At 43.9% G+C, this 24,253-nt stretch carries 21 protein-coding genes; 15 read left to right on the top strand and 6 right to left on the bottom strand.

From position 1 onward, the window contains the following. Window positions 1-47 precede the first annotated feature (47 nt). Window positions 48-1,205, bottom strand: coding sequence for a FecR family protein (locus tag LT679_RS16040; protein WP_232178681.1), 1,158 nt, complete (start codon window positions 1,203-1,205; stop codon window positions 48-50). Between the two features lie 134 nt (window positions 1,206-1,339). Further along, window positions 1,340-1,918: an RNA polymerase sigma factor gene (locus LT679_RS16035; RefSeq protein ID WP_232178680.1), complete on the bottom strand. Its 579-nt coding sequence runs from the start codon at window positions 1,916-1,918 to the stop codon at window positions 1,340-1,342. Between the two features lie 303 nt (window positions 1,919-2,221). Between LT679_RS16035 and LT679_RS16030 the strand changes: the two genes are divergently transcribed. Both LT679_RS16030 and LT679_RS16025 read left to right on the top strand, forming a co-directional pair. After that, on the top strand, window positions 2,222-4,063 hold the full coding sequence (locus LT679_RS16030) for a c-type cytochrome (RefSeq protein ID WP_232178679.1): 1,842 nt from the start codon (window positions 2,222-2,224) through the stop codon (window positions 4,061-4,063). 98 nt (window positions 4,064-4,161) lie between these two features. After that, a complete protein-coding gene (locus tag LT679_RS16025; protein ID WP_232178678.1) occupies window positions 4,162-4,782 on the top strand; it encodes a trimeric intracellular cation channel family protein in 621 nt (206 codons plus the stop codon). A 15-nt stretch (window positions 4,783-4,797) separates the two neighbouring features. Here LT679_RS16025 and LT679_RS16020 read toward each other — a convergent pair whose 3' ends face one another. Further along, window positions 4,798-6,339, bottom strand: coding sequence for a SulP family inorganic anion transporter (locus LT679_RS16020; RefSeq protein ID WP_232178677.1), 1,542 nt, complete (start codon window positions 6,337-6,339; stop codon window positions 4,798-4,800). A 308-nt stretch (window positions 6,340-6,647) separates the two neighbouring features. On the opposite strand from LT679_RS16020, the gene LT679_RS16015 reads away from it, so the two are divergent. From LT679_RS16015 to LT679_RS18635, 8 genes are all read left to right on the top strand, one after another. Further along, window positions 6,648-7,844, top strand: coding sequence for a threonine synthase (locus tag LT679_RS16015; RefSeq protein WP_232178676.1), 1,197 nt, complete (start codon window positions 6,648-6,650; stop codon window positions 7,842-7,844). 237 nt (window positions 7,845-8,081) lie between these two features. Further along, entirely contained in the window at window positions 8,082-8,501 is a 420-nt protein-coding gene (locus tag LT679_RS16010; RefSeq protein WP_232178675.1) for a hypothetical protein, read from the top strand. A 173-nt stretch (window positions 8,502-8,674) separates the two neighbouring features. After that, window positions 8,675-9,754 carry an efflux RND transporter periplasmic adaptor subunit gene (locus tag LT679_RS16005; protein ID WP_232178674.1) on the top strand — a complete coding sequence of 360 codons (1,080 nt, stop codon included), beginning with the start codon at window positions 8,675-8,677 and terminating at the stop codon, window positions 9,752-9,754. A 27-nt stretch (window positions 9,755-9,781) separates the two neighbouring features. Beyond that, window positions 9,782-13,021, top strand: a complete 3,240-nt coding sequence (locus LT679_RS16000; protein WP_232178673.1) for an efflux RND transporter permease subunit — start codon at window positions 9,782-9,784, stop codon at window positions 13,019-13,021. Beyond that, a complete protein-coding gene (locus LT679_RS15995) occupies window positions 13,014-14,456 on the top strand; it encodes a TolC family protein (protein ID WP_232178672.1) in 1,443 nt (480 codons plus the stop codon). Before LT679_RS16000 ends, LT679_RS15995 begins: the two co-directional genes overlap by 8 nt. Before the next feature lie 64 nt (window positions 14,457-14,520). After that, window positions 14,521-16,095 carry a family 43 glycosylhydrolase gene (locus LT679_RS15990; RefSeq protein ID WP_232178671.1) on the top strand — a complete coding sequence of 525 codons (1,575 nt, stop codon included), beginning with the start codon at window positions 14,521-14,523 and terminating at the stop codon, window positions 16,093-16,095. Window positions 16,096-16,180: 85 nt separating this feature from the next. Further along, a complete protein-coding gene (locus tag LT679_RS18640; RefSeq protein WP_262909320.1) occupies window positions 16,181-16,534 on the top strand; it encodes a DUF4382 domain-containing protein in 354 nt (117 codons plus the stop codon). Window positions 16,535-16,560: 26 nt separating this feature from the next. Beyond that, on the top strand, window positions 16,561-16,950 hold the full coding sequence (locus LT679_RS18635; RefSeq protein WP_317206552.1) for a DUF4382 domain-containing protein: 390 nt from the start codon (window positions 16,561-16,563) through the stop codon (window positions 16,948-16,950). A gap of 48 nt (window positions 16,951-16,998) precedes the next feature. On the opposite strand, the gene LT679_RS15980 is transcribed toward LT679_RS18635, so the two are convergent. Then, window positions 16,999-19,359 (bottom strand): endonuclease MutS2, encoded by a 2,361-nt coding sequence (locus LT679_RS15980; RefSeq protein WP_232178670.1) that lies wholly within the window; start codon window positions 19,357-19,359, stop codon window positions 16,999-17,001. A 5-nt stretch (window positions 19,360-19,364) separates the two neighbouring features. Continuing rightward, window positions 19,365-19,826 (bottom strand): DUF4296 domain-containing protein, encoded by a 462-nt coding sequence (locus LT679_RS15975; protein ID WP_232178669.1) that lies wholly within the window; start codon window positions 19,824-19,826, stop codon window positions 19,365-19,367. Window positions 19,827-19,868: 42 nt separating this feature from the next. On the opposite strand from LT679_RS15975, the gene LT679_RS15970 reads away from it, so the two are divergent. From LT679_RS15970 to LT679_RS15950, 5 genes are read left to right on the top strand one after another with little or no spacing between them, the layout of a single operon-like run. Beyond that, the gene (locus LT679_RS15970; RefSeq protein ID WP_232178668.1) at window positions 19,869-20,558 is read left to right on the top strand and encodes a YggS family pyridoxal phosphate-dependent enzyme; all 690 of its coding nucleotides are present in this window, start codon (window positions 19,869-19,871) and stop codon (window positions 20,556-20,558) included. 4 nt (window positions 20,559-20,562) lie between these two features. Beyond that, entirely contained in the window at window positions 20,563-21,030 is a 468-nt protein-coding gene (locus LT679_RS15965) for a GNAT family N-acetyltransferase (protein ID WP_232178667.1), read from the top strand. A gap of 13 nt (window positions 21,031-21,043) precedes the next feature. Beyond that, entirely contained in the window at window positions 21,044-21,862 is an 819-nt protein-coding gene (locus tag LT679_RS15960; RefSeq protein ID WP_232178666.1) for a DUF3298 and DUF4163 domain-containing protein, read from the top strand. Further along, window positions 21,863-23,119 (top strand): aspartate kinase, encoded by a 1,257-nt coding sequence (locus tag LT679_RS15955; protein WP_232178665.1) that lies wholly within the window; start codon window positions 21,863-21,865, stop codon window positions 23,117-23,119. A 34-nt stretch (window positions 23,120-23,153) separates the two neighbouring features. Then, the gene (locus tag LT679_RS15950; RefSeq protein WP_232178664.1) at window positions 23,154-23,690 is read left to right on the top strand and encodes a YcxB family protein; all 537 of its coding nucleotides are present in this window, start codon (window positions 23,154-23,156) and stop codon (window positions 23,688-23,690) included. A gap of 58 nt (window positions 23,691-23,748) precedes the next feature. Here the strand turns inward: LT679_RS15950 and LT679_RS15945 are convergent, their stop codons facing one another. Continuing rightward, entirely contained in the window at window positions 23,749-24,222 is a 474-nt protein-coding gene (locus LT679_RS15945) for a DUF4920 domain-containing protein (RefSeq protein WP_232178663.1), read from the bottom strand. Window positions 24,223-24,253: the final 31 nt, after the last annotated feature.

The following is a 24,253-nucleotide window of genomic DNA, read 5'->3' as shown; positions in this document are numbered from 1 at the left end:
GGGGTTAATTAATTGTTTTAGTTAATTAGTGATAGTGAGGGTTTTGGTTACAATGCTTTAGGGGCGTATGATACGGTTACTGTTTTGCCCTTTAAAGTGAATTTAAAATTGTTAAGTTCCAGTATTTTGAATACTTCTGATAGTTTGCTGTTGCGTGATATCTCTCCGTAAAATTTATCATCGGGCAGGTTGTCATCATAAACAACATCTACATCATACCAGCGTGATACCTGGCGCATAACCGAGCGCAGGTCAGCATCTTCAAAAGCGAATACCCCATTTTTCCAGGCGATTTCTTCATCAAGGTCTACCTGTTTGCTGCTTATACTGCTGCCGTTTACCACAGCTTGCTGACCAGGTTTAATGGTTATTGCTGATGCACCGCTTATTACTTTTACCGATCCTTCAAGTAGCGTAGTCTTAATTACGCCCTCATCGGTATATGCGTTAATGTTGAAATGCGTGCCCAATACTTCAACCACCTGGTTGTTTGATGATACCCGAAACGGCATTGCCTTATTTTTGGTTACTTCAAAATAGGCCTCGCCGTTAAGTTTGACCAGGCGCTCATTGCCGGCAAAGTAAGATGGATAAGTAATTGTGGATGCTGCGTTTAAAAACACGCTTGTTCCATCCGGCAGTATCACGGTGTACTGCCCGCCTTTTGGCGTGCTTACGGTATTTTGTACCGCAGGCTGATCCGCATTATCGGTGTTGCCGGCTGTTTTGTAGATGATTTGACCATCGGCTGTTTTGGTAATGCTGATACCGGCTTGCCGGGCAATTTCGCCCTTACCCGAGTCATCAAGTACTATACGCTGCCCGTTACCCAATGTCAGCACTGCTTTATTACCACCCGGAGCTACATCAGTAACCGTTGCCAGTTGTTGCGTTTTATGTTTGCGGCTGAAAAAGGTGTAGCCGCCGGCCATTATGCCGATTAAAATAACAGCCGCGGCGGCATACCTTAACCATACCGATTTATAATGGTTCGTATTGTTAAATCCTATCTGCTCATCAATGCGTGATTTTAGCCTGTGTTTAACCGACTCTGAATGGGTGTTGTCGGTTTCATCAATAGCATCTTCATTAATATCAAAAACGTTATAGTAAGCAACCAGGAAGTTTATTTCTTCTTCGGTAGCTTTACCGTTACGGTATCTTTTAAGCAGATCGGCAAAATATTTTTTATCCAGATCGTTCATTAATGTAGGTTATATATACATGAGTGAAAAAAAGCAAATTAGCCCACGCCGATTTAGAATTTTTTTACAAAAATTTTAATAAATGATAACAATGATTGTCTTTTTTAAGAAAAGAGCGCCAAATCTTGTTTATCCTATCGCTGATTGCAACAATAAATTAAAATTTGCATAATAAGCAACGATGATCGAACGGTGGTAAGTGCTTTGCCTATTTGGTTGCGTACGGTTTTAGGAGCTATCTGCAATTTTTCAGCAATTTCATTGGTGGAGAGGTCATCCTCAAAGCGCATTTTGAAAATTAAACGCTGCTGGGCAGGTAAGGAGTCAATCAACTTATAAAAAGCTGTGCAAAACTCAGCGAATAATAATTTTTCGTCGGCTTTATCAATTCCTTCCAAATGTACCGGCGCTTCAGGTAGATCGGCAAAACGGCTTTGCTTTTCCATGTGCTTAAATACACCGTTACGCGCGGCCACGTTTAGGTAAGCGGGCAGGTTATCAATGGGGGCAGTAGTGGCGCGTGTCCATAATTGTACAAATACGTCCTGCGCTATATCCTGCGCGTATTCGGTATCGTTTAGCCTTTTGTATGCCGCGTTGTATACTTTTTTCCAGTATTTATCATACAGTGCGTCAAAGGCGGCCTTGCTTCCTTGCGTAAGCAAAAAAAGCAATTCCTGATCGTTTGCGTGCTGTAAGCTCCTGGTGTGCATATTTAATTTACCAATATATGTTATAAAAATCAGTTTTAAAACATTGGCTTAAGTTTATGTACCATTTTTAAATCCGGTATATATTCAGGTTGTGTTTGTGATTATTACCTAAAACCGTATGGTTCCCTACGGGCTCAAAAAAAATTATTGTAACTTTTTGCAAATCATTAGTCTGCCGGCCATTTTCAGGTGTCATTAAAGTAACTCGTTTTCCATTCTGCCTTTGAATTGATGTTGATGAAAGCGTTTGCAAGAAAGCTCCCGTTTTAAGGCAGTGCTGTAACACAATATATTAACCAATAGATGAACCGCACCAAAACAACCTTAATGGCATTCGCGTGCCTCAATTTTTTTAAAAGTCGTTACTTAAAAGTAATTGGCACCGGTAGTTTATTTATACTGAGCGCGTTTACCTGGTATAATAACGACGGCAAATTACCCAAGCCAGACGCTAACAATGGAGGTTTATACCTGCCCGGAGGCTTCAGGGCGTTAGTAGTTGTGGACAGCCTGAAAGGCCGCGCAAGGCAAATTGCTGTAAGCAGCACGGGCGATATTTATGTGAAGGCACGTTTCCCTAATTACAATGAAGGGTTTGGCAATATCGCCCTGCGCGATACCAATAACGATGGCAGGATGGATGTTATCCGGCCTTTCGGAAAATATGAGGGGCGGTCGTACGGAACTGCTATGCGTATTTATAATGGTTATCTCTATTTCAGTTCGGAATTATCAGTATACCGCATGAAGCTTAAGGGCAATGAGTTACTGCCTGATGAGCAAGTAGAAACCGTTGTTGCCGATGTGCCCCCCTATCACGAGCATCAAACAAAACCTATCGCCTTTGATAACGATGGCCATATCTATGTCGGTTGGGGAGCAGGCTCAAATGCCGGACAGGAGAAAAACCGGGTGCCGGGTTCAAAGGGTATCGGCGATCCGTTCTCACCCGATCAGGGTAACCCGCTGTTGAAAGATCACGGTGGCATATGGCGATTTGATGCCAATAAATTAAACCAGAAACAAACAGACGGCACCCGCTTCGCAACCGGCTTAAGAAGCATTGTCGCGCTTGACTGGGACCAGAAAAGCAAAGCCTTATACACCGTTAACCATGGGCGCGATGACTTCAGGCTGTTGTGGCCCGATATTTATTCGCCATGGGAAAGCGCCATGCTACCTGCCGAAGAGTTTTTCAAAGTGAATGAAGGGCTTGACGGTGGCTGGCCATATTATTATTACGATCAGATTAAAGGCAAAAAGCTGCTCAATCCAGAGTTTGGCGGCGATAAGGTAAAAGAAGGCAATGGCGCAAAACTGCAAAAACCACTCATTGGCTTCCCTGCGCATTTTGCCCCTAATGACCTGCTGTTTTACAAAGGCAAGCAATTTCCGGAACGATATAAAAATGGCGCTTTCATAGCATTTCATGGCGCTACCAACCGGGCGCCGTATCCGCAGGCGGGTTATATTGTAGCGTTCGTTCCGTTTAAAAACGGTATGCCTTCGGGAGATTGGGAAGTGTTTGCCGATGGTTTTGCCGGAGTTGACCCTATTATCAGCGTTCGTGATGCCAAATACAGGCCGATGGGACTGGCTGAAGGTGCGGACGGCTCATTATATATAGCCGACACCGAGATGGGGCGTATATGGCGGGTAATTTATACCGGTGATAAAAAGCAATTTGGTACAACTCAATTGGTAGGCATGCTTAAGCGTAAGCAAACGGCATCTAACATAAAAACACCGGATGAGATAAAGGATAATCTTTTTAAGAATCTACCCCAAAATTCCCAGATATACAACACCTATTGCGTGGCCTGCCACCAGCGCGACGGTAAGGGAGATGGCAACAGGTTTCCACCATTAGAGCAGTCGGAGTGGGTGAATGTCGATAAGTTCAGGCTGATCAACGTGGTATTGAACGGATTGAAAGGCCCTATCACAGTAAAGGGCTTGCCTTATAACGAAGTAATGCCTGCGCATGGCAGCTTTTTGAATGATGCACAGATAGCAGAAGTGCTTAACTATGTCAAATCAAACTTCAATAATACGCCCGAAATAGTTACAGCGGCAGATGTGGCTTTCGTCCGTAAAATGAGCGCAGAAAAAAACAATCAGCAAAACGGCCAGAAAGCAAATTAAAAAAGACAGGACGCTCGCACAGGGTGGCATGGCATAAGTTCATCTGTTAAACGTTAGGCTTCAAACGGCTTTTATGCTATTTTTGGCTTTAGGTTAAGATGAATATATCGCTTTCTACGTTTTCACACATTATTGAAATACTGGGTACAGTCGCTTTCGCCATATCGGGTGTGTTTGCCGCTATGGATAAAAAGCTGGATGTATTTGGTGTTACCATTATAGCTTTTGTTACAGCTATAGGCGGCGGTACCGTGCGGGATGTATTAATCGGCGCTACGCCGGTTGCCTGGATGAAGGACATTAATACGCTGCTCATTATATTAGGTACAGCTGTTGTAACCATGCTCTTCCGCAACCGTATTGTTAACCAACAAAACACATTGCTGTTGTTTGATGCCCTTGGGTTAGGTTTATTCACAATAATTGGCATAAAAAAGGGTTTGGCAATTGATCTTAAACCCGGCATATGTATAACGCTTGGCACTATAACTGGTTGCTTTGGCGGCGTCATCCGTGATTTACTGCTTAACCGTATACCTGCTCTTTTTCATGCCGATTTATATGCCACGCCCTGTATTGTAGGCGGCTTATTCTATATTTTGATGATAGGTTATATCAATGAAGAGTGGGCGCAGGTGATAGCGATCATGATAATTTGTGTGGTACGTATCGTAGCTTATCGTAAAAACTGGCGGTTGCCCACATTATCAGATAAATAAGTATATACTAACTGCTTATTTACCTTCAATAGCAACATGGTAAGCAGGGTCTTCCATAATATTAACTTCAATTACATCTTCGGCGTTTTTTAATAAGATGCGGCAGTCATCGCTTAAATGTTTTAGGTGAAGCATTTTGCCTGCTTTTTTGTAACGATCGGTAAGTTTGTTTAACGCTTCGATGCCAGACATATCAGCCACGCGGCTGTCCTTAAAATCAATAATGACCTCGGTGGGATCGCTATCTACATCAAACTTTTCCGTAAACGCCATTGCCGAACCAAAAAACAGCGGGCCATATAGTTCATAATGCTTAACACCCTTTTCGTCAACATATTTGCGGGCGCGTATGCGTTTGGCGCTTTCCCATGCAAATACCAGCGCCGATATAATTACGCCAATTAAAACGGCCAGGGCCAGGTTATGCAACCATACCGTGATCACCGCCACCAGTATACCCACAAAAATATCCTGCCGGGGCATTTTGTTGATGATACGCAGGCTTACCCATTCAAAAGTGCCAATTGCAACCATAATCATCACCCCGGTAAGCGCGGCCATCGGCAGCTTTTCAATAACCGGCGCGCCAAATAAAATTATAACCAGTATGGTTAACGAGGCGATAATACCAGACAGTCGCGCCCTTGCTCCGGCCGTAAGGTTCACCAGCGTTTGCGCGATCATGGGGCAGCCGCCCATTCCAAAGAAAAAGCCGTTCAGTATGTTGGCGCTGCCTTGCGCAATACACTCGCGGTTGCTGTTGCCCCGGGTAGCTGTAATTTCGTCAACCAAGTTAAGGGTAAGCAAACCCTCGGTTAAGCCAACACCAGCCATAATTAGCGCGTATGGAAAAATGATTTCCAGCGTACCCCAGTTTAATGGCACCACCGGAATATGAAACGGTGGAAAACCACCACTTACGGATGCAATATCTTTAACCGTTTTGGTTTCGATGCCAAAGCCAATAACTATGGCAAATACCACAATGATGGCAACCAAACTTGGCGGAAACGCTTTAGTTATACGCGGAAAAATGAATACAATGGCAATAGTAAGCGCTACCAAAGCGCTCATTATCAATAGTGGAGTTCCGCTTAGCCAGGTCTCCTGGCCATTAACTATGGTTTTAAATTGGTTAAGTTGAGCCATAAAAATGATAACTGCCAGGCCGTTAACAAAACCATACATTACGGGTTGGGGTACAAGCCGCACAAATTTGCCCAACTTAAATACGCCAACCAATATCTGGATGGTGCCGGCCAATGCTACAGCCGCGAATACATACTCAATGCCATGGCTTTTCATCAACGCTATCAAAACTACCACCGTAGCGCCCGCGCCGCCTGAGATTAAACCCGGTCGCCCACCAAATATGGAGGTAACCAAGCCCATAATAAATGCCGCATATAAACCAACCAGCGGCGGAAAGCCCGCCAGTATAGCGAATGACAAAGATTCGGGCATCATCGTCATGGCGACGGTTAGCCCGGCAAATATTTCATTTTTGTAGTTTACCTTTTGCGAGAAATCAAATAAGCGATTGTATGTTTTGCTCATCGTTTAGTAAGTGCTTTATAAAATGTGAATGCCGGATTAATTTGTATGGCAGACAGAATTGATGTAACGGAATAAATGAGAATCAGGCCGGACCATTACGATTTAAACCTCAAGCCAAAGTGACAAGTGGTTGAAACAAAATGTTGCGTAATATGCTTATGCCGATCCGGGCAAAAGTATGGATCAAGGCGGTGTAACAGGGCTGCTAAAAAAATTCCTTTTCATTTAATGCAATGCAAAAATAACAAAGTTTAGCTCAAATCTGCTTTACGAATACGTAATTTGCTGTCCTTTTAAGAAAAATTAATATGACGTCTGCATATCTTCATAACTCCCGGTTTTCATGGCTTAAACATCTGCGTTGCCCCGAATGCGGACTTGTACACGATGTAACTAAAATAAACACCGTATGTGAGAACCCCGATTGCAGGTCGACATTATTTGCGGAGTATGATTTGCCCACGAACTTAAAACCTGAACAATTTTTGGCAGGCCGCCCTGCAAGCATGTGGCGTTATAACGAGTTTTTGCCGGTTATCCATCCTGATAATGTTGTAACGCTGGGCGAGGGTTTTACACCATTGCCACCCCTTGCCGGGTTAAGTGTTGAAGCGCCTGATAACCAAGTTTTTTGGAAGGATGAATCAGGCAACCCCACCGGCTCATTCAAAGCCCGTGGTATAGGCATGGCCGTTTCAAAAGCAAAGGAATTGGGTATTGGGCACATTGTTACGCCTACAGCCGGTAATGCAGGCGGTGCACTTGCGGCTTATTGTGCCAGGGCGGGTATAAGAGCATCGGTGTATATGCCGCAGCTAACGCCTAAGGTATTTAAAGACGAATGCCGCCTTTACGGTGCCGACCTGGTTGAGGTGGACGGCAACATCGCCGACTGCGGCAAGCTTGCCAACGAGCACGCCTTGCAAAACGGTTGGTTCCAGGTATCAACCTTAAAAGAGCCTTATCGCCTGGAGGGTAAAAAAACAATGGGCTATGAAATAGCCGAGCAATTTAACTGGCAGCTGCCTGATGTAATTTTTTATCCAACTGGAGGCGGTACAGGTTTAATCGGTATCTGGAAAGCGTTTAAGGAACTTGAGCAGTTAGGCTGGATAGGCAAGGAGCGCCCGAGAATGGTAGCGGTACAATCAGTTAGTTGCGATGGTATTGTGTCGGCTTTTCATGCCGGAAGATCAACGTCAGAATTTAAAGACGCCGGTTTCACCGTAGCCAACGGATTGCGCGTACCCAAACCCTATGCCGATAAGCAGATACTAAAGGCTTTGTATGAGAGTAATGGTAACGCCATAGCGATAGACGATAGGGAGATGAACACCGCCGTTAAACACATAGCCGCTAAAGAGGGTATGCTGATTGCACCCGAAGGCGCTGCTTTGTGGGTGGCATTTAAAAAACTAAGTGCATCAGGCTGGGTTAAACCGGGAGAGCGGGTGCTGTTGCTCAATACAGGCAGCGGATATAAATATTTAGAAAACATTATTTAAGCTTTTCCTTCGACTGATAATGTTCGATGTAAAAATTTTGTTTGTTTGATGTAAAACTTACACCGTCAATCAGCTTTGTAACGGTAGTTTCTGTAAATATTTTTAATAAAAAGTCTGGATCGTTAAAAATATTATAATTATAATTGAGTTATAGTTAGAGTATTTGAACTATGCGGCGTTGCTTTGTCCGCAACCTATACTTGCGTTTCACTTTTTTATTTACATTTGGCCCCGGCAATGAGGTGGTTATTTAGGTTATTTCTGTCGCTTACGTTCATGGTGTCCTTTGGGCACGATGCTGTTCATGCGGGTGCAGTAAATAACCATCATGACGATGATCTTATTGCCAGCAAGTATCACCACCATCAAACGGCGCTTGCCGACCGAACGCGAAATGCCGTCCAGGCTAAACTGGCAAACCGGCATAAACAAAGTGATAATCATAAAATTTATATTGTTGAAGCCGACGAAGAGATTGATGAGTCGTTAACGCATAGCCGGCTTGCCGATCATGTTGATTTCTTTTCAGCCGTTTCTCAACTCTACATCTACGGCAACTATTTCAGGTATGTAAATAAGTACTTATATACCAACGTTTCTCCGTCAATATCTGCTATCCACAAAATATACCTTAGCCTTAAGGTATTCCGTATCTGATTTTTCTTCCTGCAGGCATTTTTTTCTGTGCCGATTTACTTAAAAAAGTATTGCGCTTTGCTGCTTTTAGGCGCTGTGTGTGTCGTCCTGTGCAGTTTATGCGCGTCCCTGGTTGCTATTATTTAACTCCCAATTCAACATAAAAAATCACACCCGTTTAACAACGAACTATCATGAAGATGAAACTCATGCTTATGGGTTTGTGCGCCTTGTTATGCTATACAAGCTGCAAATCCCACAATGAAAAAAAAGAAACAGAAGAAAAATTACTGGTTACCAGTCCGCTAAAAATGGATACCACCGTGGTTAACGACTATGTAGGCCAGGTGCGCTCTATCCGCCACATTGAACTGCGTGCCCAGGAAAAGGGCTATCTCGAAGGTAGCTATGTTGACGAAGGTCAGCATGTAAAAAAAGGCCAGCTACTGTTTAAAATAATGCCTAAAATTTACGGTGCCGAGCAGGATAAAGCTGCTGCCGAAGTAAATTTTACCGAAATAGAATACCGCAATACCAAAAGGCTTGCCGACAGTAACGTAGTTGCGCCCAATGAACTGGCCATGGCCAAAGCCAAACTGCGCAAAGCCAAAGCCGAACTGGCTTTAAGCAAAGCCCACTTACAGTTTACCGAGATACGCGCCCCGTTTGATGGCATTATTGACCGCCTGCAGGCAAGGTTGGGTAGCCTGATTGACGAGGGTGATTTAATTACCACCCTTGCCGATAACAGCCAGATGTGGGTGTACTTTAACGTGCCCGAGGCTGAATACTTGGATTACCAAACTCAAACCAATAAAGATAACTCGAAGGTAACCCTGCTTATGGCTAACCACAAGGTATTTAACTACCCGGGCAAGGTTGAAACCATCGAGGCTGATTTTGATAATGAAACAGGAAACATCCCTTTCCGGGCTACATTCCCTAACCCGCAGGGCTTATTAAGGCATGGCGAAACTGGTAACGTGCAGATCGAGGTTCCGCTTAAAGGTGCGCTGATCATTCCGCAAAAGGCAACTTTTGAGGTGCTTGATAAAAAATACGTGTACGTGGTTGATAAAGATAACCGTGTGCAAGCCCGCGAAATTGAGATAGGTGCCGAGATGAACGATCTGTATGAGGTTAGGGCAGGGCTTACCGCTAATGATAAGATATTACTTGAAGGCTTACGTAAAGTAAAAAACAACGATAAAATAGCTTATAACTATCAAAATCTCAAGTCGATCATTCCTCAGTTAAGATTACCGTCAGAATAGTTCACAATCTAAAACTAAGAGAGAAAGATGTTTAATAAATTCATTCAAAGACCGGTGCTGGCCATCGTGCTGTCGCTGGTCATCATGTTCATGGGGGCGATCGCTATCGAAACGCTGCCCGTGTCGCAGTTCCCGTCCATTGCGCCGCCAATGGTTGTGGTAAACGTAGCCTATCCGGGCGCCAGTGCCGATGTACTCGTTAACTCCGTACTTATCCCGATGGAAAAAGCCATCAACGGCGCGCCGGGCATGAAGTACATGACGTCTGACGCTACCAGCGCAGGTGAGGCAACCATACAGGTAGTGTTTGACTTAGGTGTTGACCCCAACCAGGCCGTTGTAAACGTAAAAAACCGTATTGAGCAGGTAACCAATAGGCTGCCCGAGCTGGTACAACGCGAAGGCTTGGTGGTGAGCTATACCTCGCCAAATATGCTGATGTACGTTAACTTATATAGTAAGGACCCAAAGGCGAACGAGAACTTTTTGTACAACTTCGCCGGGGTAAATATTATTAACGAGCTGAGCCGTTTAAAGGGCGTAGGTAGTGCCAAAATATTAGGTAGCCGCCAGTATGCCATGCGTATCTGGTTAAAGCCTGACAGGATGCGGGCCTACAATATTTCAACCGATGAGGTGATGGAAGCCCTTGCGCAACAAAGTGTTATTGGTTCGCCGGGCAGGCTGGGGCAAAGTACGGGCAAGCGTTCGCAATCGCTTGAGTATGTACTTACTTACAAAGGCCGTTACAATCAGCCCGAAGAATATAAAAATGTAATTATCCGTGCCAATAAAGAAGGGGAATTGCTTTACCTGAAAGATGTGGCCGACGTAGAGCTGGGTAGTGAGTTTTACGATATCTATTCTAACATGGATGGCCACCCCTCGGCGGCTATTACACTTAAGCAAACGTATGGTAGTAACGCCAGCGATGTAATTAAAGAAGTTAAGGAGAAGCTCGAAGAGATCAAGAGAACATCATTCCCTCCTGGGATGGACTACCAGATCAGTTATGACGTTTCCAGCTTCCTTGATGCTTCGATGGAAAAGGTAATTCACACACTGGTTGAGGCATTTGTGCTGGTGGCCATTGTGGTATTCATCTTTTTGGGCGACTGGCGTTCAACGCTTATACCTACGCTGGCGGTGCCGGTGTCGCTCATTGGGGCTTTCTTCTTTATGCAGATGTTCGGGCTTACTATCAACCTGATAACGCTCTTTGCGTTGGTGTTAGCCATTGGTATTGTGGTGGATAACGCCATTGTGGTGGTTGAGGCGGTACACACCAAGATGCACGAAGAACACCTCTCGCCATTTAAAGCTACCAAACAGGTATTGCAGGAGATTAGCGGTGCTATAATCGCTATTACCTTTTTGATGACGGCGGTGTTCGTTCCGGTTGCTTTTATGACAGGGCCTGTAGGTATTTTCTACCGTCAGTTCTCCATCACCATGGCAACGTCAATTGTTATTTCGGGTTTGGTGGCTTTAACGCTTACGCCGGTTTTATGTGCTATTATATTGAGGAATACGCACGGCCAGCCCCGCAAGCGTACGCCAATAAACAGGATGATTGATGCCTTCAATGCCTGGTTTGACAGAGTTACCGGTAGTTACACCAATTTATTGCGCCGCATAGTTGGCCGCGGGGTAGTAACCTTTGGCTTGCTGATCGCCTTTTGCGCCGGAACCTGGCTGCTTTCAACAAGCTTACCTTCAGGCTTTATACCAAATGAGGATCAGGGCCAGATATACGCTATTATTCAAACGCCTCCGGGCTCAACCTTAGAGCGTACCAATGATGTATCGCGCCAGCTTCAAAAGATCGCGGAGCATGTCGAAGGAGTACAATCAGTATCGGCGCTGGCCGGTTACGAAGTACTTACCGAGGGTCGTGGTTCAAACGCGGGTACCTGTTTGATTAACCTGAAAGATTGGTCAGACCGTGAACATAATGCTAAGGAGATCATCGAGGAGCTGGAAGAAAAGGCAAGGGTAATTCCGGGTGCTACCATCGAGTTTTTTGAACCGCCGGCAGTACCGGGCTATGGCGCGGCAGGTGGTTTCTCACTCCGTTTGCTCGATCAAACCAACTCGTCAGATTACAAAGCCTTTGGTAAAGTGAACGACGAGTTTATGGCAGCCCTGCGCAAACGTAAGGAGCTCACCGGATTGTTCACGTTCTTCGCTGCTAATTACCCGCAATATGAGCTGGAGATAGACAACAAGGCCGCCATGCAAAAAGGCGTAAGTATTGAAAAGGCGATGAATAACCTGTCCATCCTGATAGGTAGTACTTACGAGCAAGGCTTTGTGCGTTTTGGTAACTTCTTTAAGGTTTATGTGCAGGCGCTACCTGAGTACCGCGCATTGCCTGAAGATGTGCTGAAGCTGTATGTAAAGAACGACCGGGATGAAATGGTGCCTTATTCGGCCTTTATGCGCATTGTTAAAAAGCAGGGTCTGAATGAGATTACGCGATTTAACATGTACACGGCATCGGCTATTAATGGTGCTCCGGCTGCGGGTTATAGTAGTGGCGAGGCCATTAAAGCAATTCAGGAAGTAGCACAAACGCTGCCACGCGGTTACGGTATTGATTGGATCGGCCTCTCTAAAGATGAGGTTGGCCGTGGTAATGAGGCGCTATATATCTTCCTGGTAGTATTGATATTCGTGTATTTTGTATTGGCTGCTCAGTACGAGAGTTTCATTATTCCGTTTTCGGTTATCCTTTCGTTGCCGGTGGGTGTGTTTGGAGCATTTATGCTGCTTAAGATCATGGGCTTATCAAACGATATATATGCCCAGGTAGGTTTGGTGATGCTGGTTGGTTTGCTGGGTAAAAATGCGGTACTGATCGTAGAGTTTGCCGCGCAGAAACATGAGCAGGGTGCCACTGTGCTTGAGGCAGCCATTGAGGGCGCCAAGGTTCGTTTCCGCCCGATATTGATGACATCCTTCGCGTTTATTGCCGGTTTGATACCGCTTTTGTTCGCTACCGGTCCGGGTGCCTTGGGTAACCGTACCATCGGCGCTTCATCAGCAGGGGGTATGTTGTTGGGTACCGTGTTCGGGGTAATACTGGTGCCGGGCTTGTATTACGTTTTCGGCAGCATAGCCGAGGGGCGTAAGCTCATAAGGGACGAGGACGAGTTGCCGCTGACCGAGGACTTTACCCATAAACGCAGGAAGAAGAAAAAAGGATGGTTTTTAAAATTTAAGAAAGATCAGTCAACATTAGTAAATAATGATCAACATGAGTAGCAGACGCAGAATATACAGATATATAGGTATAGCGGGCCTGTCGTTAATATACGCGGCCTGCCGCATACCACCCCTTGCCGAACGTACGGCGAATAAAAACGTGCCTACAGCTTTTGGCGCTGATAGCGTTACCGATACTACAAATACGGCAAAGGTGGTATGGCGTAATTTTTTCCAGGATCAGTACCTGAAAAACCTGATAGATACAGCGCTTAAAAACAACCAGGAGCTGAATATTACCATGCAGGAGATAGAGATGAGCCGCAACGAGATCAAAGCCCGTAAAGGTGAATACCTGCCATTTGTTGGTGTTAAAGCCGGTGCGGGGTTAGACAAGGTAGCGCGGTACACCAGCCGCGGCGCATCTGAAGCTACGACAGAAATAATGCCCGGAAAGGAAATGCCCGATCCGCTGCCTGATTACCTTGTAGCAGCTTACGCGACCTGGGAAGTTGACATTTGGCACAAACTGCGCAACGCTAAAAAAGCTGCCGTGTCACGGTACCTCGCATCGGTTGAAGGGCGTAATTTTATGGTAACCCATTTGATTACCGAAATAGCTGATTCATATTACGAATTACTTGCGCTTGATAATCAGTTAAGTATAGTAAAACAAAACATCGCCATACAGCAAAATGCGCTTAAAATAGTGCGGTTGCAAAAGGAGGCGGCACGTGTAACTGAACTGGCAGTTCGCCGCTTTGAGGCGCAGGTGCTTAGTACGCAGAGTTTGCAGTATGATATTCAGCAGCAGATTGTTGAAACGCAAAACAAGATCAATTTTTTGCTGGGACGCTACCCGCAGCCAATAGCGCGTAGCAGCGAAGGGTTTGAAAACCTGCCGCCACTATCTGTACAGGCCGGGTTACCATCGCAATTGCTGGTTAACCGGCCGGATATACGCCAGGCAGAGCTGAACATTGCCGCCGCAAAGCTTGACGTAAAATCGGCCAAGGCAAGGTTTTATCCGTCATTGGGTATATCGGCATCTATAGGTTACCAGGCGTTTAATCCATCATTCCTGCTAAATACGCCGGAATCATTACTATACTCAATAGGCGGCGATATTATGGCACCATTGGTTAACAGAAATGCTATAAAGGCAGAGTATGTTAATGCCAACGCCAAGCAAATACAGGCGGTGTTTGACTATGAGCGTACGGTGTTAAACGCCTACATCGAGGTAGCTAATCAAATGTCGAAGATGGACAACCTGGAGAAAAGCTATGCGCTAAAATCCAAGCAGGTGCTGGCATTGTCGCAATCGGTAAAAATTTCTAATGATCTGTTCACATCAACCCGAGCTGATTATATGGAAGTTTTGCTAACCCAGCGTGAAGCACTCGAAGCTAAGTTTGAACTTATTGAAACCAAAAAGCAGCAAATAAATGCCCGTATAAATATATACCAGGCTTTAGGCGGCGGTTGGGAGTAACCATCAGTTAAATAGTTTAGTTGACAAGGGGAGGCCGCAAGCCTCCCCTTGTTTTTTGCTATTAATGCGTTTAATAGTGCAGGTTAATGCTATTTTTGGTGAATACAAAAAGCATTTAACCAATTTGCTGATGAACTATACTTTCTTAAAAAAAGCATTTTTAATGCTTTGTGCTCCGCTATGCGCGGCCATCTCGTTAATGGCACAGATACCTGCTGCCATTCCTGGTGATTATGCCGATCCATCCGTTTTACGAGTAGGCAATAACTATTTTTCGGTTGCCACGTCATCTGAATGGGCACCGCACTATCCTATCTATCAATCGCAGAATCTTAAAGACTGGAAGCTAACGGGCTACGTGTTTGATAAAACACCTGATTGGATATCCGGGTCGTTCTGGGCACCTGAGTATTATAAGATAAATGATACCTATTACATTTATTATACAGCCCGCCGCAAAGCTGACGGTATATCATGCATCGGCGTAGCCACCTCAAAATATCCTGATCGCGGTTTTACAGATAAAGGCGTTATTATAGCTTACGGGAAAGAGGCTATTGATGCCTTTTTATATCGCGAAAAGGGTCAGCTTTACATCACTTTTAAAGCCTATGGTTTAGATGACAGGCCGATTGAAATATTAGGAAGCAAATTATCAGCAGATGGATTACGGCTTGAGGGCGAACCATTCTCGATGCTGAAGGATACCGAGCGCATCGGCCTTGAAGGGCAAAGCATCCTCAAGAGGGGTAAATATTATTACCTGTTTTATTCTGCAGGAAACTGCTGTGGGGTTGATTGCAGCTATAACGTGCGCGTGGCGCGCTCCACTAACTTTAAGGGGCCTTATGAGTTGTATAGCAATAACCCGGTACTGTTTCAAAACGATAAATGGAAATGTATGGGCCACGGTACGCTCGTTAATGATGTTGCCGGTAAGTACTACTATATACATCACGGCTACAGTAAAGAAAATACGGTTTTCGCGGGCCGCGAAGGATTGGTATCGCAAGTTCAATGGGACAGCAAATCAGGCTGGCCTGCGTTCAAGAGCTTGCCCGATGTGCCGCCGGTTCCAACTTTGGTAACTGATAATTTTTCAGGATCAACTCCTGCTAAAAACTGGCAGTGGGATTTTAGAAATAGCGCCCCCCAATTCAGTCAAGCCAACGGTAAGCTAAAATTGAGCGGTACCACTACCGCCGATAATAAAACAGGCATCGTGCTGGCACTGCGCCCGTATTCGGCAATTTTGGAGGCATCTGTAAAGGTAGCTAACAGCAATAACGAATTAAAGGGTCTGGCATACTATGGCGATGCCAACGCCGCTTTAGGTATCGGCGTTAAAGGCGATAGTGTAATATGCTGGGCCGTGCGCGACGGCAAATGGGAGAAAGCCGGTGGTGTGAAGGTTGCACAGCCGCAAAATGTTGGTGTGCAAATTAAGGTAGATGCTAATCATAACTGCACATTTTACTATAACGCTGATGGCAAAGGCTGGCTGGCCGTACCGTTAACGCAAACTTTATCGGCAAGTTATTTACCGCAATGGGATAGAAGCCCGCGAATCGGTTTACATTATAAAGGCACCTCAATAAGTAGTGCTGAATTTATAGAATTCAAAATAGACTTTAAGTGACCCCGTTGAGTTGTGACAACAGGCGTAGTCAGCGTCAACATTTTAGTTTAACAGTTGTTTTTATACCATTGTTAAAACTAATACTATGAAAAAGGTAATTTTATTTTTTGCCACAGGATTATTGTTATTAGGAGCCTCCTGTAAAAAGAATAACTCTGATGGCAATGGTAACACCTCACGGGTTACGGTAAAACTAACTGATGCTCCGGGTTTGTTTGATGCATTGATTTTAAATGTTAAGCAAGTGGTTATAATTTCGTCGGGCGGACGCGCTACTGTAGATCTTAACGAGAGGCCGATAGACATATTGCGTTTCAGAGCTGGGCGAGACACGGTTTTAGCGGGCGTAGTTGTTCCCGCAGGACGTTTACAGGAAGTAAGCTGGTGTTATATAATACCGGCAACAGAGTGGTTGTCAACGGAGTATCCTATGAATTAAAAACCCCAAGCGGGCAATCATCCGGTGTGAAATTAAAGGTACAGGATAATCTTACCGCAGGCATAGCCTACACATTATTGTTGGATTTTGATGCTGCTAAATCTATTGTAGTTACAGGTAATGGCAAGTATAATTTAAAACCGGTGATAAGGGCTATCCCAATGGCCGTTTCGGGCGCCATTAAAGGTGTGGTTCAGCCGGTTTCTGCTTATCCAAGGGTTTACGCTATAAACGGTACTGATACTGTAGGCGCTATTGCAGATAACAACGGTAATTTCTTTTTACCTGGTTTACAAGCCGGAAACTACAGGGTAGAGGTTGTGCCCTTGTCGCCTTACAATGGTATAATTATCGATAACGTTTCCGTACAAAACAATTCCGTAAAAGATTTAGGAACCGTTAATTTGAATAATTAATAATAAAGCGCTAAAGCTAACCGCAAAGTAGCTTTAGCGCTTTATAACTTATCTCAGGTATACATAGGTAATGCCATCTCCGCCGCGGTCGGCGTGTTCATCTTCCATACGGTCCACCTGGTCATACTTTTTCAAATAGTCACGTATCAGTTTGCGCAATATACCGTCGCCTTTGCCATGTAATATCTTGATGTTGTTAAAACTCATCATCAAGGCTCTGTCCAGCATACGCTCGATAACATAAAGGGCTTCTTCGCCGCGCATACCGCGCACATCTATCTCGGGGCTAAAACTTGAATAATCGCCAACACTTGATGCTGACCTTCGTCTTACTTCTTTCGGAACTGATGAACTGGATACTTTTTGTACCCGCTTACGTTTGGCAACCGTACGCAGGTCGCCAATGGCTATTACTACGTTATCCTTATTGATTTCTATAACCTGCCCGGTAGTGTCGGAGTCGGTAAGCTTCACCCAATCGCCCTTTTGTATTTCTTCAGTATTTGCGGCGGGTTTAGGCTGCTCGGTTTTAACGGTGTTCTTTTTAAGTTCAACGTTCAGGTTATCGCGCAGGGCTTTGGTTTTTTCCTTGTCGGCATTGCTGCTTTTAATCTCAGCAATGGTGTTTTCAACCAACTTGTTAGCATTGAGAATAATACTTTGTGCCTGTTGCTTAGCCTCACGGATCAGGTTCTTTTTATTCTCTTCCAGATAATCCTTCAGCTTGGCATTTTCTGCAAGCAAGGTGTTTACCTTTTGCTGCTGACTGTTTAGTTTTATACGGGTGTCGTAAATCTCTTTCTTTTCACGTTCAAGGTCAACCAATAGGGTATCTACCTTTTTTTGACCCGCGCTGATTTTGTTCTTGGCCAGGTTGAGTACATGTTGGGGCAACCCGATTTTTTGCGCTATTTCGAATGCGTACGAACTACCAGGCTTGCCCACTTCCAAAATATAAAGCGGCTTCATCTCCACATTGTTAAATAGCATGGAGGCATTTTCCAGGCCCTCGGTGTTGCTGGCAAATATCTTGAGGTTTGAGTAGTGCGTAGTGACCATACCCTTCACCTTTTTTTGATTAAGTGATTCGAGCACAGCTTCGGCTATCGGCCCGCCAAATTGCGGATCGGTACCTGTTCCAAATTCATCAATCAGTATCATGGTTTTGCCGTTGGCATGCTCAGCAAAATATTTCATTTTTGATAAGTGGGCGCTGTAGGTACTCAAATCACTTTCAATGGATTGATCATCGCCAATATCAACAAATAATTGCTTGAAAACACCCATGCGGCTGGTATCATCTGCCGGAATAAGCAATCCTGCCTGCACCATCATCATTAATAAGCCAACGGTTTTCATACATACTGATTTACCACCGGCATTGGGACCCGATACGACAATTACCCTCGATGATTCATCAATGCTAACGTTAAGCGGAACAACAGTGCGCTGCTCTTTTTTAAAGCTGAGGTAAAGCAAGGGGTGCCGCGCGTTAACTAATTTTAATGATGCATCGTTGGTAACCTCAGGTAATGATCCGTCAATATCAATAGCGAACAGCGCTTTTGCACGTACAAAATCGAGTTTGGTTAACAGGCCGTGGTATGATAGCAAAAGCGGTACATATGGGCGCAGCTCATCCGTTAATTGTGTCAGGATTTTCACTATCTCCCGGCGGCGTTCAAACTCCAGGTCGCGCACGCGGTTGTTTAGTGTGAACACTTCTTCAGGTTCTATATAAACCGTTTGGCCGGATGCTGATTCATCATGCACAAAGCCTTTAAGTTTGCGCTTATTTTCGGCTAACAGCGGTATGCACAAGCGGCCGTCACGCACGGTGAGCGATCCGTCCGCAGTCCAGTTGTTAGCAGCGGCGCTTTTAAAAATCTGGTCAATTTTCCGGCGGGCTTCCTGTTCAGCTTTCGCAATTGAACTGGTAATATCCAAAAGTTCGCGCGAGGCATTTGGCCTTATTTTGCCCTTTTCGTCAATTACCTGCCCGATCTTTTTTAAAATCGACTTCTCAATTGGCAAGTGTTCAAACAGTGCTTCCAGGTTAGGGTACTGGCCTTCACGCTCGTTAAAGTAAGCAATAACCGCAAACACGGTTGAAAGCGATGCCTGTACCTGGTAAAACTCTTCCTCGCTTAAAAAAGCGCCTTCAATACGGGCTTTATTAGCCAGCGTTTTTATATCAAAAAAATGTTGTATAGGCAGTGCCGCGTCATTAGTCAAAATATTTTTGAACTCAGCGGCCTGGCTCAAAAATTTACGGATATTATCGTAATTGTTCATTACCTGTATCTTGTCCACCATTTGGCGGCCCATGGTACTTAGGCAATGGGCTTTTATCAGTTCCTTAACCTCGTTAAATCCGAGTTTGTCAGCACTGTTATCAGGGTATAGCATTCCTCTTATATTCTGTTTAGGGTATCTTTTGCCAACTTTCTTTTTATCTTATTGGCGGTGTCGGTACTTTGTGCCGGCTTAGGGTTTTGGGGCTTTATTTTTTGCGGTTGCTGTTGTTGTTTTATGTAGATCTTATTGAGCGAGTCTGATTTCTTTTGCAGCTTTTTATTTACAACATCGTAAATCGCAACCAGTTTTTCAACGTCGCGCGTGTAATACTTATAGCTGCGGGTAAACTGTGCCGAATCGGTACCGTGCTGCTTAAATACCAGCATATACCGGCCAAGGCCATATTTGTATAAACTATCCGATATGGCTGGTACGCTGAACATAGTGCCATTGGTTATGTGTACGTCAGTAAGCACATCGGCCATTTGATTTTCATCCAATATACCATCCGGTTTATCATCACCGCATGAACATAAAACAGTCAAAGCTGAAAAAAACAGGATTATATATTTACGCATTATTTAATTTAGCGGCTTAATTGAGCAAAATTACGGATAAAAATGAGCATTGCAGATAACATACGCGCTTTAAAAAACGAAACAGATGCCATAAATGTTGCGTTGCTGGCCGTATCAAAAACAAAACCTGTAGAAGATATTATGGAGGCCTACGATGCCGGGCAGCGGTTGTTTGGCGAAAATAACGTGCAGGAGTTGGTAGAAAAGTATGAGCAATTGCCAAAGGATATAGAGTGGCACCTCATCGGTCATTTACAAACTAACAAGGTTAAATACATCGCACCTTTCATCAGCATGATTGAAGGGGTTGACAGCCTGAAGCTTTTGCAGGAAATTAACAAGCACGCAATAAAGAACGATCGTGTGATAGATTGCCTGCTGCAGGTTTACATTGCCGACGAAGAAACCAAGTTTGGCTTGCAGTATGATGAGTTGATAGAACTGTTGCGTTCAGATGAGTTTAGCGAATTAAATAACATCCGCATACGCGGCCTGATGGGTATTGCCACCAATACCGACAGCGAGAAGCAGATAAAAGAAGAGTTTTATGAACTGCGTACTTTGTTTGATGGTATTAAGGTAAGTTACTTCCGTAAAGAGGAAAGCTTCAACGTATTGTCGATGGGTATGTCGTCAGACTATAAGATAGCTATTGAGCAGGGTAGCAACCTGGTGAGGCTGGGTAGCAATATTTTTGGTTTGCGGGTAGTTAAACACTGGAAAAATAATTAAGGGTATGAAATTGCATTTACGTGTTGCCATTAAGGATGACTGCCGCCGCATTTTAGAACTGGTGAACGAATTAGCTTTGTATGAAAAGGCGCCGCAAGAGGTAACCATAACCTTGCAGGAACTGGAGGAAGCCGGCTTTGGCAACAAACCGGTATGGAAAGCCTTTGTTGCCGAGGTTGACGGACTTATAGTTGGTTTTGCACTTTATTATGTGCGTTTTTCAACCTGGAAGGGCTGCCGGCTATACCTCGAGGATTTTTACGTTACTGAAACTATGCGTGGCCGCGGGCTGGGCAAATTGTTGTTTGACCGTATAGTGCAGGAAGCGCAGGAACTTGGCTTTAACGGCATGAGCTGGCAGGTGCTTGACTGGAACGAGCCTGCCATCAATTTCTATAACAAATATAACGCAGCCATTGAAGCCGGTTGGTTGAACGCATCGCTCAGTAAAGAACAATTACTTAGCTTTTAAGGTTATTATCAGCATGAGAACAATATATTATCTTGCCGCTGTTTTTATATTTTTTAGCGTATCGCTGGCCTCATGCGTTTGGAGCGATCAGCATATTGAACAAAAGGACGCTATTTACAAAGATACCCTAAATTACGAGTACAAAACTTTTTCTGAACGTGCTGCCGATTGTGGCGATAAAGGTGACAGTACCTGCACGCATTTTACTGTTAAATATCCTGAATTTAAAGATCAGCCAAAGCTTAATGATAGCGTTGAACGTAAGTTGCTTTTGCTATTTGCTTATGATGGAAAGGCGGACAGCAGTATTAGCGCTTATGCCAAACGCTTTTTAAACGACTACGAAACGTTTAAAAAGGAAAACCCGGATACCAAGATGTATTTTGAGATGGACAGCCATGCCACCGTTGTACATCAGGATACTAATCTGGTAGCCATAGAGGTTTCGGGTTATATTTTTCAGGGTGGGGCGCATGGGGGCACTACTACCGCCTTTATTAACTGGGATACCAAAACCAATAAAGATCTGACGCTTGATGATCTGCTGGTTGACGGATATAACACCAGGTTAAACGCAGTTGCAGAAAAAATATTCAGAACCAATGAGAAATTAAGCGATACGGCATCATTAGCTACCAATTATTTTTTTGATAACAATAAATTTGCGCTGAATAAAAATTTCCTGGTTACACCTATAGGCTTAAGATTTTTATATAATCAGTATGAAATAAAGCCTTACGCAGCCGGGCAAACCGAGCTGGTTGTACCATACGCTCAAATTAAAAAACTGTTACGGCCTAATACCGTAATAACACAATACCTTAAACAATAAATGCTTGTATTTAAATTCGGAGGCGCTTCGGTAAAGGATGCTGAAGGTGTTAAAAACCTTGGCCATATAGTTAAACAGTACCAGGCGCAACAAATGCTTATTGTTGTTTCGGCAATGGGCAAAACCACCAACGCGCTCGAAAACTTAACGCGTGCCTATGTTGAACAACGCAATGATATGCATGATGTTTATGAAGATATTAAAAGCTATCATTTCAACATCATGCATAACTTGTTTGAGGACGGGCACCCGGTTTTTGACGAGGTACAAAATACCTTTGTTGAAATAGACTGGATGATAGAAGATGAGCCGCATGACAACTTTGATTTCATTTACGATCAGATTGTATCCATCGGCGAACTAGTATCAACCCGTATTGTAAATGCCTACCTGAATACTATCGGCTTAACCAGTAAATGGCTGGACGTACGCAGTTTTATACATACCGATAATACTTATCGGGAGGGCGTGGTTGACTGGCAAAAAACCCGCGAAGCTATTCGGCAGGATATCCCTATGCTTTTACAAAATAGTATAGTTGTTACGCAGGGTTTTTTAGGCGGCACATCTGAAAATTTTACGACTACTTTAGGGCGCGAAGGTTCTGATTATACGGCTTCGATATTCGCATCCTGCCTCAATGCTGAATCAGTAACTACCTGGAAAGACGTACCCGGCATCCTGAATGCCGATCCTAAATTGTTTACGGATACGGTTAAATTTGATGAGTTGAGCTATAACGAGGCTATTGAAATGACCTATTATGGCGCAAGTGTTATACACCCGAAAACTATTAAGCCGCTGCAAAATGCCGATATACCGCTGTTAGTAAAATCTTTCAATCAGCCGGATGCGCGCGGAACGGTGATCAAAGAAGGAGTGGTGCCGGTGTTTGAGAAGCCGGTGATTATTGTTAAGCAAAACCAGGTGCTGATATCCATCTCCGCTAAGGATTATTCTTTCATAACCGAAGATCATTTGAGCAGCATATTCGCCGTCTTTGCGCGTCATCATGTAAAAGCCAATGTGCTGCAAACATCGGCGTTAAGCTTCTCCATATGCATAGATATGAAGCCGGAGCGTTTTGATGATTTGCTTATCAGCATAAAACAAGCATTTAAAGTAAAATACAATGACGGGCTAAGCCTGATTACTTTACGGCATTATCAGGCAGACTCAGTAGACCAGTATATTAATGGTAGAGAGGTGCTGCTTGAACAGCAGAGCCGCAATACGATACAGATAGTGTTTAAATAGGCCACAAATTCCAATCAACCTCAATTACAACCTTATGCAGTACGATCTATCTTTAAACGAAGAGGATTTTTTGATTTATTCATTATATAAAGCATCAAAGAGTAAAATAGCTATAAAGCAAATGAATAGTAATTGGGCATGGTTATCGATAGCGTTTTTTGGGCTTGCAATAGGCATGTATTTGTTAGAGAATTTATCGTTTGCTATTTGTTTTGGTGTATTAGGGATAGTTTCTTTGTTGTTTTACCCGAGTTATCAAAAGAAGCATTATATCAATCATTATAAAAAATATATTAATGATCAATATAATAAGGACATAGCAATCAGAAAGATAGATATCTTTACCGACCATCTGAAGATTGCAAACTCCTATTCTGAAACCAATTTAACATTTGCTGGATTAACTCATATAAGTGAAACAGGTAAGCATATATTTATTAATATAAAAGGTGGAAATGCGATAATAGTTCCTAAAACTACACATGGATTTGATGCTTTGAAAAACGAATTAATAGATATTTGTAACAAGCAGGGCTTAAAATATATTACTGAACTTAACTGGAAATGGTGATAATAAAAATGCCCGGTGTTGAATAACACCGGGCATTTTTATTATGTATGATTTAAAATCAATCCATCACCAGCACGCCGTTAGCCATAATCTGAACGTCCTTTTTGGGTTTGGTTATTTTTGCAATTTCTTCTTTGCTTTTACCGGCGTCGGCAGCAAAATGCTGCAGGCGGTCAACTGATATGGTTTTAACAGTAGCAGTACCTTCAACTACCACGGTTTTGCCTACTATGTTTTGCGGCATAAAAAAAGCGTAATCAGTAAAGCGAACCATAATCGGCGATCCGCTTGGTTGTGTAAGCGTCATGAAACAGCCTTTCTTTTTACATACCTCAACCACCTTACCGGTAATCTTTCCTTTATAAACTGAATCCTTACCAAGTTTGGTATTTAATTCATTTAGCTGGATAGCGTTGTTGGCGGTAACTTTATCGCCGTAGGTAACACCTGGCGCGGCAGGTATAATTTCGTCCTGTGCAAAGCTTGTGGCAGCTATAAATAAGCTGGCTACAAGTAAAAACAATCTTTTCATAAGTGCTTAGCAAATAGTTTAATACAAAGGT

The organism is Mucilaginibacter roseus, from assembly GCF_021215455.1.
In the GTDB taxonomy this organism is placed as follows: domain Bacteria; phylum Bacteroidota; class Bacteroidia; order Sphingobacteriales; family Sphingobacteriaceae; genus Mucilaginibacter; species Mucilaginibacter roseus.
Note: the sequence above shows the minus strand (reverse complement) of the source record. Positions and strands in the feature narration are given on the sequence as shown.

What these genes read in the sequence shown, in the direction of transcription:
- LT679_RS15990 (WP_232178671.1), top strand. Translation starts at nt 14,521, where the DNA reads ATGCGTTTAATAGTGCAGGTTAATGCTATTTTTGGTGAATACAAAAAG.
- LT679_RS16005 (WP_232178674.1), top strand. Translation starts at nt 8,675, where the DNA reads ATGAAGATGAAACTCATGCTTATGGGTTTGTGCGCCTTGTTATGCTAT.
- LT679_RS15955 (WP_232178665.1), top strand. Translation starts at nt 21,863, where the DNA reads ATGCTTGTATTTAAATTCGGAGGCGCTTCGGTAAAGGATGCTGAAGGT.
- LT679_RS15995 (WP_232178672.1), top strand. Translation starts at nt 13,014, where the DNA reads ATGAGTAGCAGACGCAGAATATACAGATATATAGGTATAGCGGGCCTG.
- LT679_RS15950 (WP_232178664.1), top strand. Translation starts at nt 23,154, where the DNA reads ATGCAGTACGATCTATCTTTAAACGAAGAGGATTTTTTGATTTATTCA.
- LT679_RS16020 (WP_232178677.1), bottom strand. Translation starts at nt 6,339, where the DNA reads ATGAGCAAAACATACAATCGCTTATTTGATTTCTCGCAAAAGGTAAAC.
- LT679_RS15960 (WP_232178666.1), top strand. Translation starts at nt 21,044, where the DNA reads ATGAGAACAATATATTATCTTGCCGCTGTTTTTATATTTTTTAGCGTA.
- LT679_RS18640 (WP_262909320.1), top strand. Translation starts at nt 16,181, where the DNA reads ATGAAAAAGGTAATTTTATTTTTTGCCACAGGATTATTGTTATTAGGA.
- LT679_RS16040 (WP_232178681.1), bottom strand. Translation starts at nt 1,205, where the DNA reads ATGAACGATCTGGATAAAAAATATTTTGCCGATCTGCTTAAAAGATAC.
- LT679_RS15975 (WP_232178669.1), bottom strand. Translation starts at nt 19,826, where the DNA reads ATGCGTAAATATATAATCCTGTTTTTTTCAGCTTTGACTGTTTTATGT.
- LT679_RS15980 (WP_232178670.1), bottom strand. Translation starts at nt 19,359, where the DNA reads ATGCTATACCCTGATAACAGTGCTGACAAACTCGGATTTAACGAGGTT.
- LT679_RS16010 (WP_232178675.1), top strand. Translation starts at nt 8,082, where the DNA reads ATGAGGTGGTTATTTAGGTTATTTCTGTCGCTTACGTTCATGGTGTCC.
- LT679_RS15945 (WP_232178663.1), bottom strand. Translation starts at nt 24,222, where the DNA reads ATGAAAAGATTGTTTTTACTTGTAGCCAGCTTATTTATAGCTGCCACA.
- LT679_RS16035 (WP_232178680.1), bottom strand. Translation starts at nt 1,918, where the DNA reads ATGCACACCAGGAGCTTACAGCACGCAAACGATCAGGAATTGCTTTTT.
- LT679_RS15965 (WP_232178667.1), top strand. Translation starts at nt 20,563, where the DNA reads ATGAAATTGCATTTACGTGTTGCCATTAAGGATGACTGCCGCCGCATT.
- LT679_RS16015 (WP_232178676.1), top strand. Translation starts at nt 6,648, where the DNA reads ATGACGTCTGCATATCTTCATAACTCCCGGTTTTCATGGCTTAAACAT.
- LT679_RS16025 (WP_232178678.1), top strand. Translation starts at nt 4,162, where the DNA reads ATGAATATATCGCTTTCTACGTTTTCACACATTATTGAAATACTGGGT.
- LT679_RS15970 (WP_232178668.1), top strand. Translation starts at nt 19,869, where the DNA reads ATGAGCATTGCAGATAACATACGCGCTTTAAAAAACGAAACAGATGCC.
- LT679_RS16000 (WP_232178673.1), top strand. Translation starts at nt 9,782, where the DNA reads ATGTTTAATAAATTCATTCAAAGACCGGTGCTGGCCATCGTGCTGTCG.
- LT679_RS16030 (WP_232178679.1), top strand. Translation starts at nt 2,222, where the DNA reads ATGAACCGCACCAAAACAACCTTAATGGCATTCGCGTGCCTCAATTTT.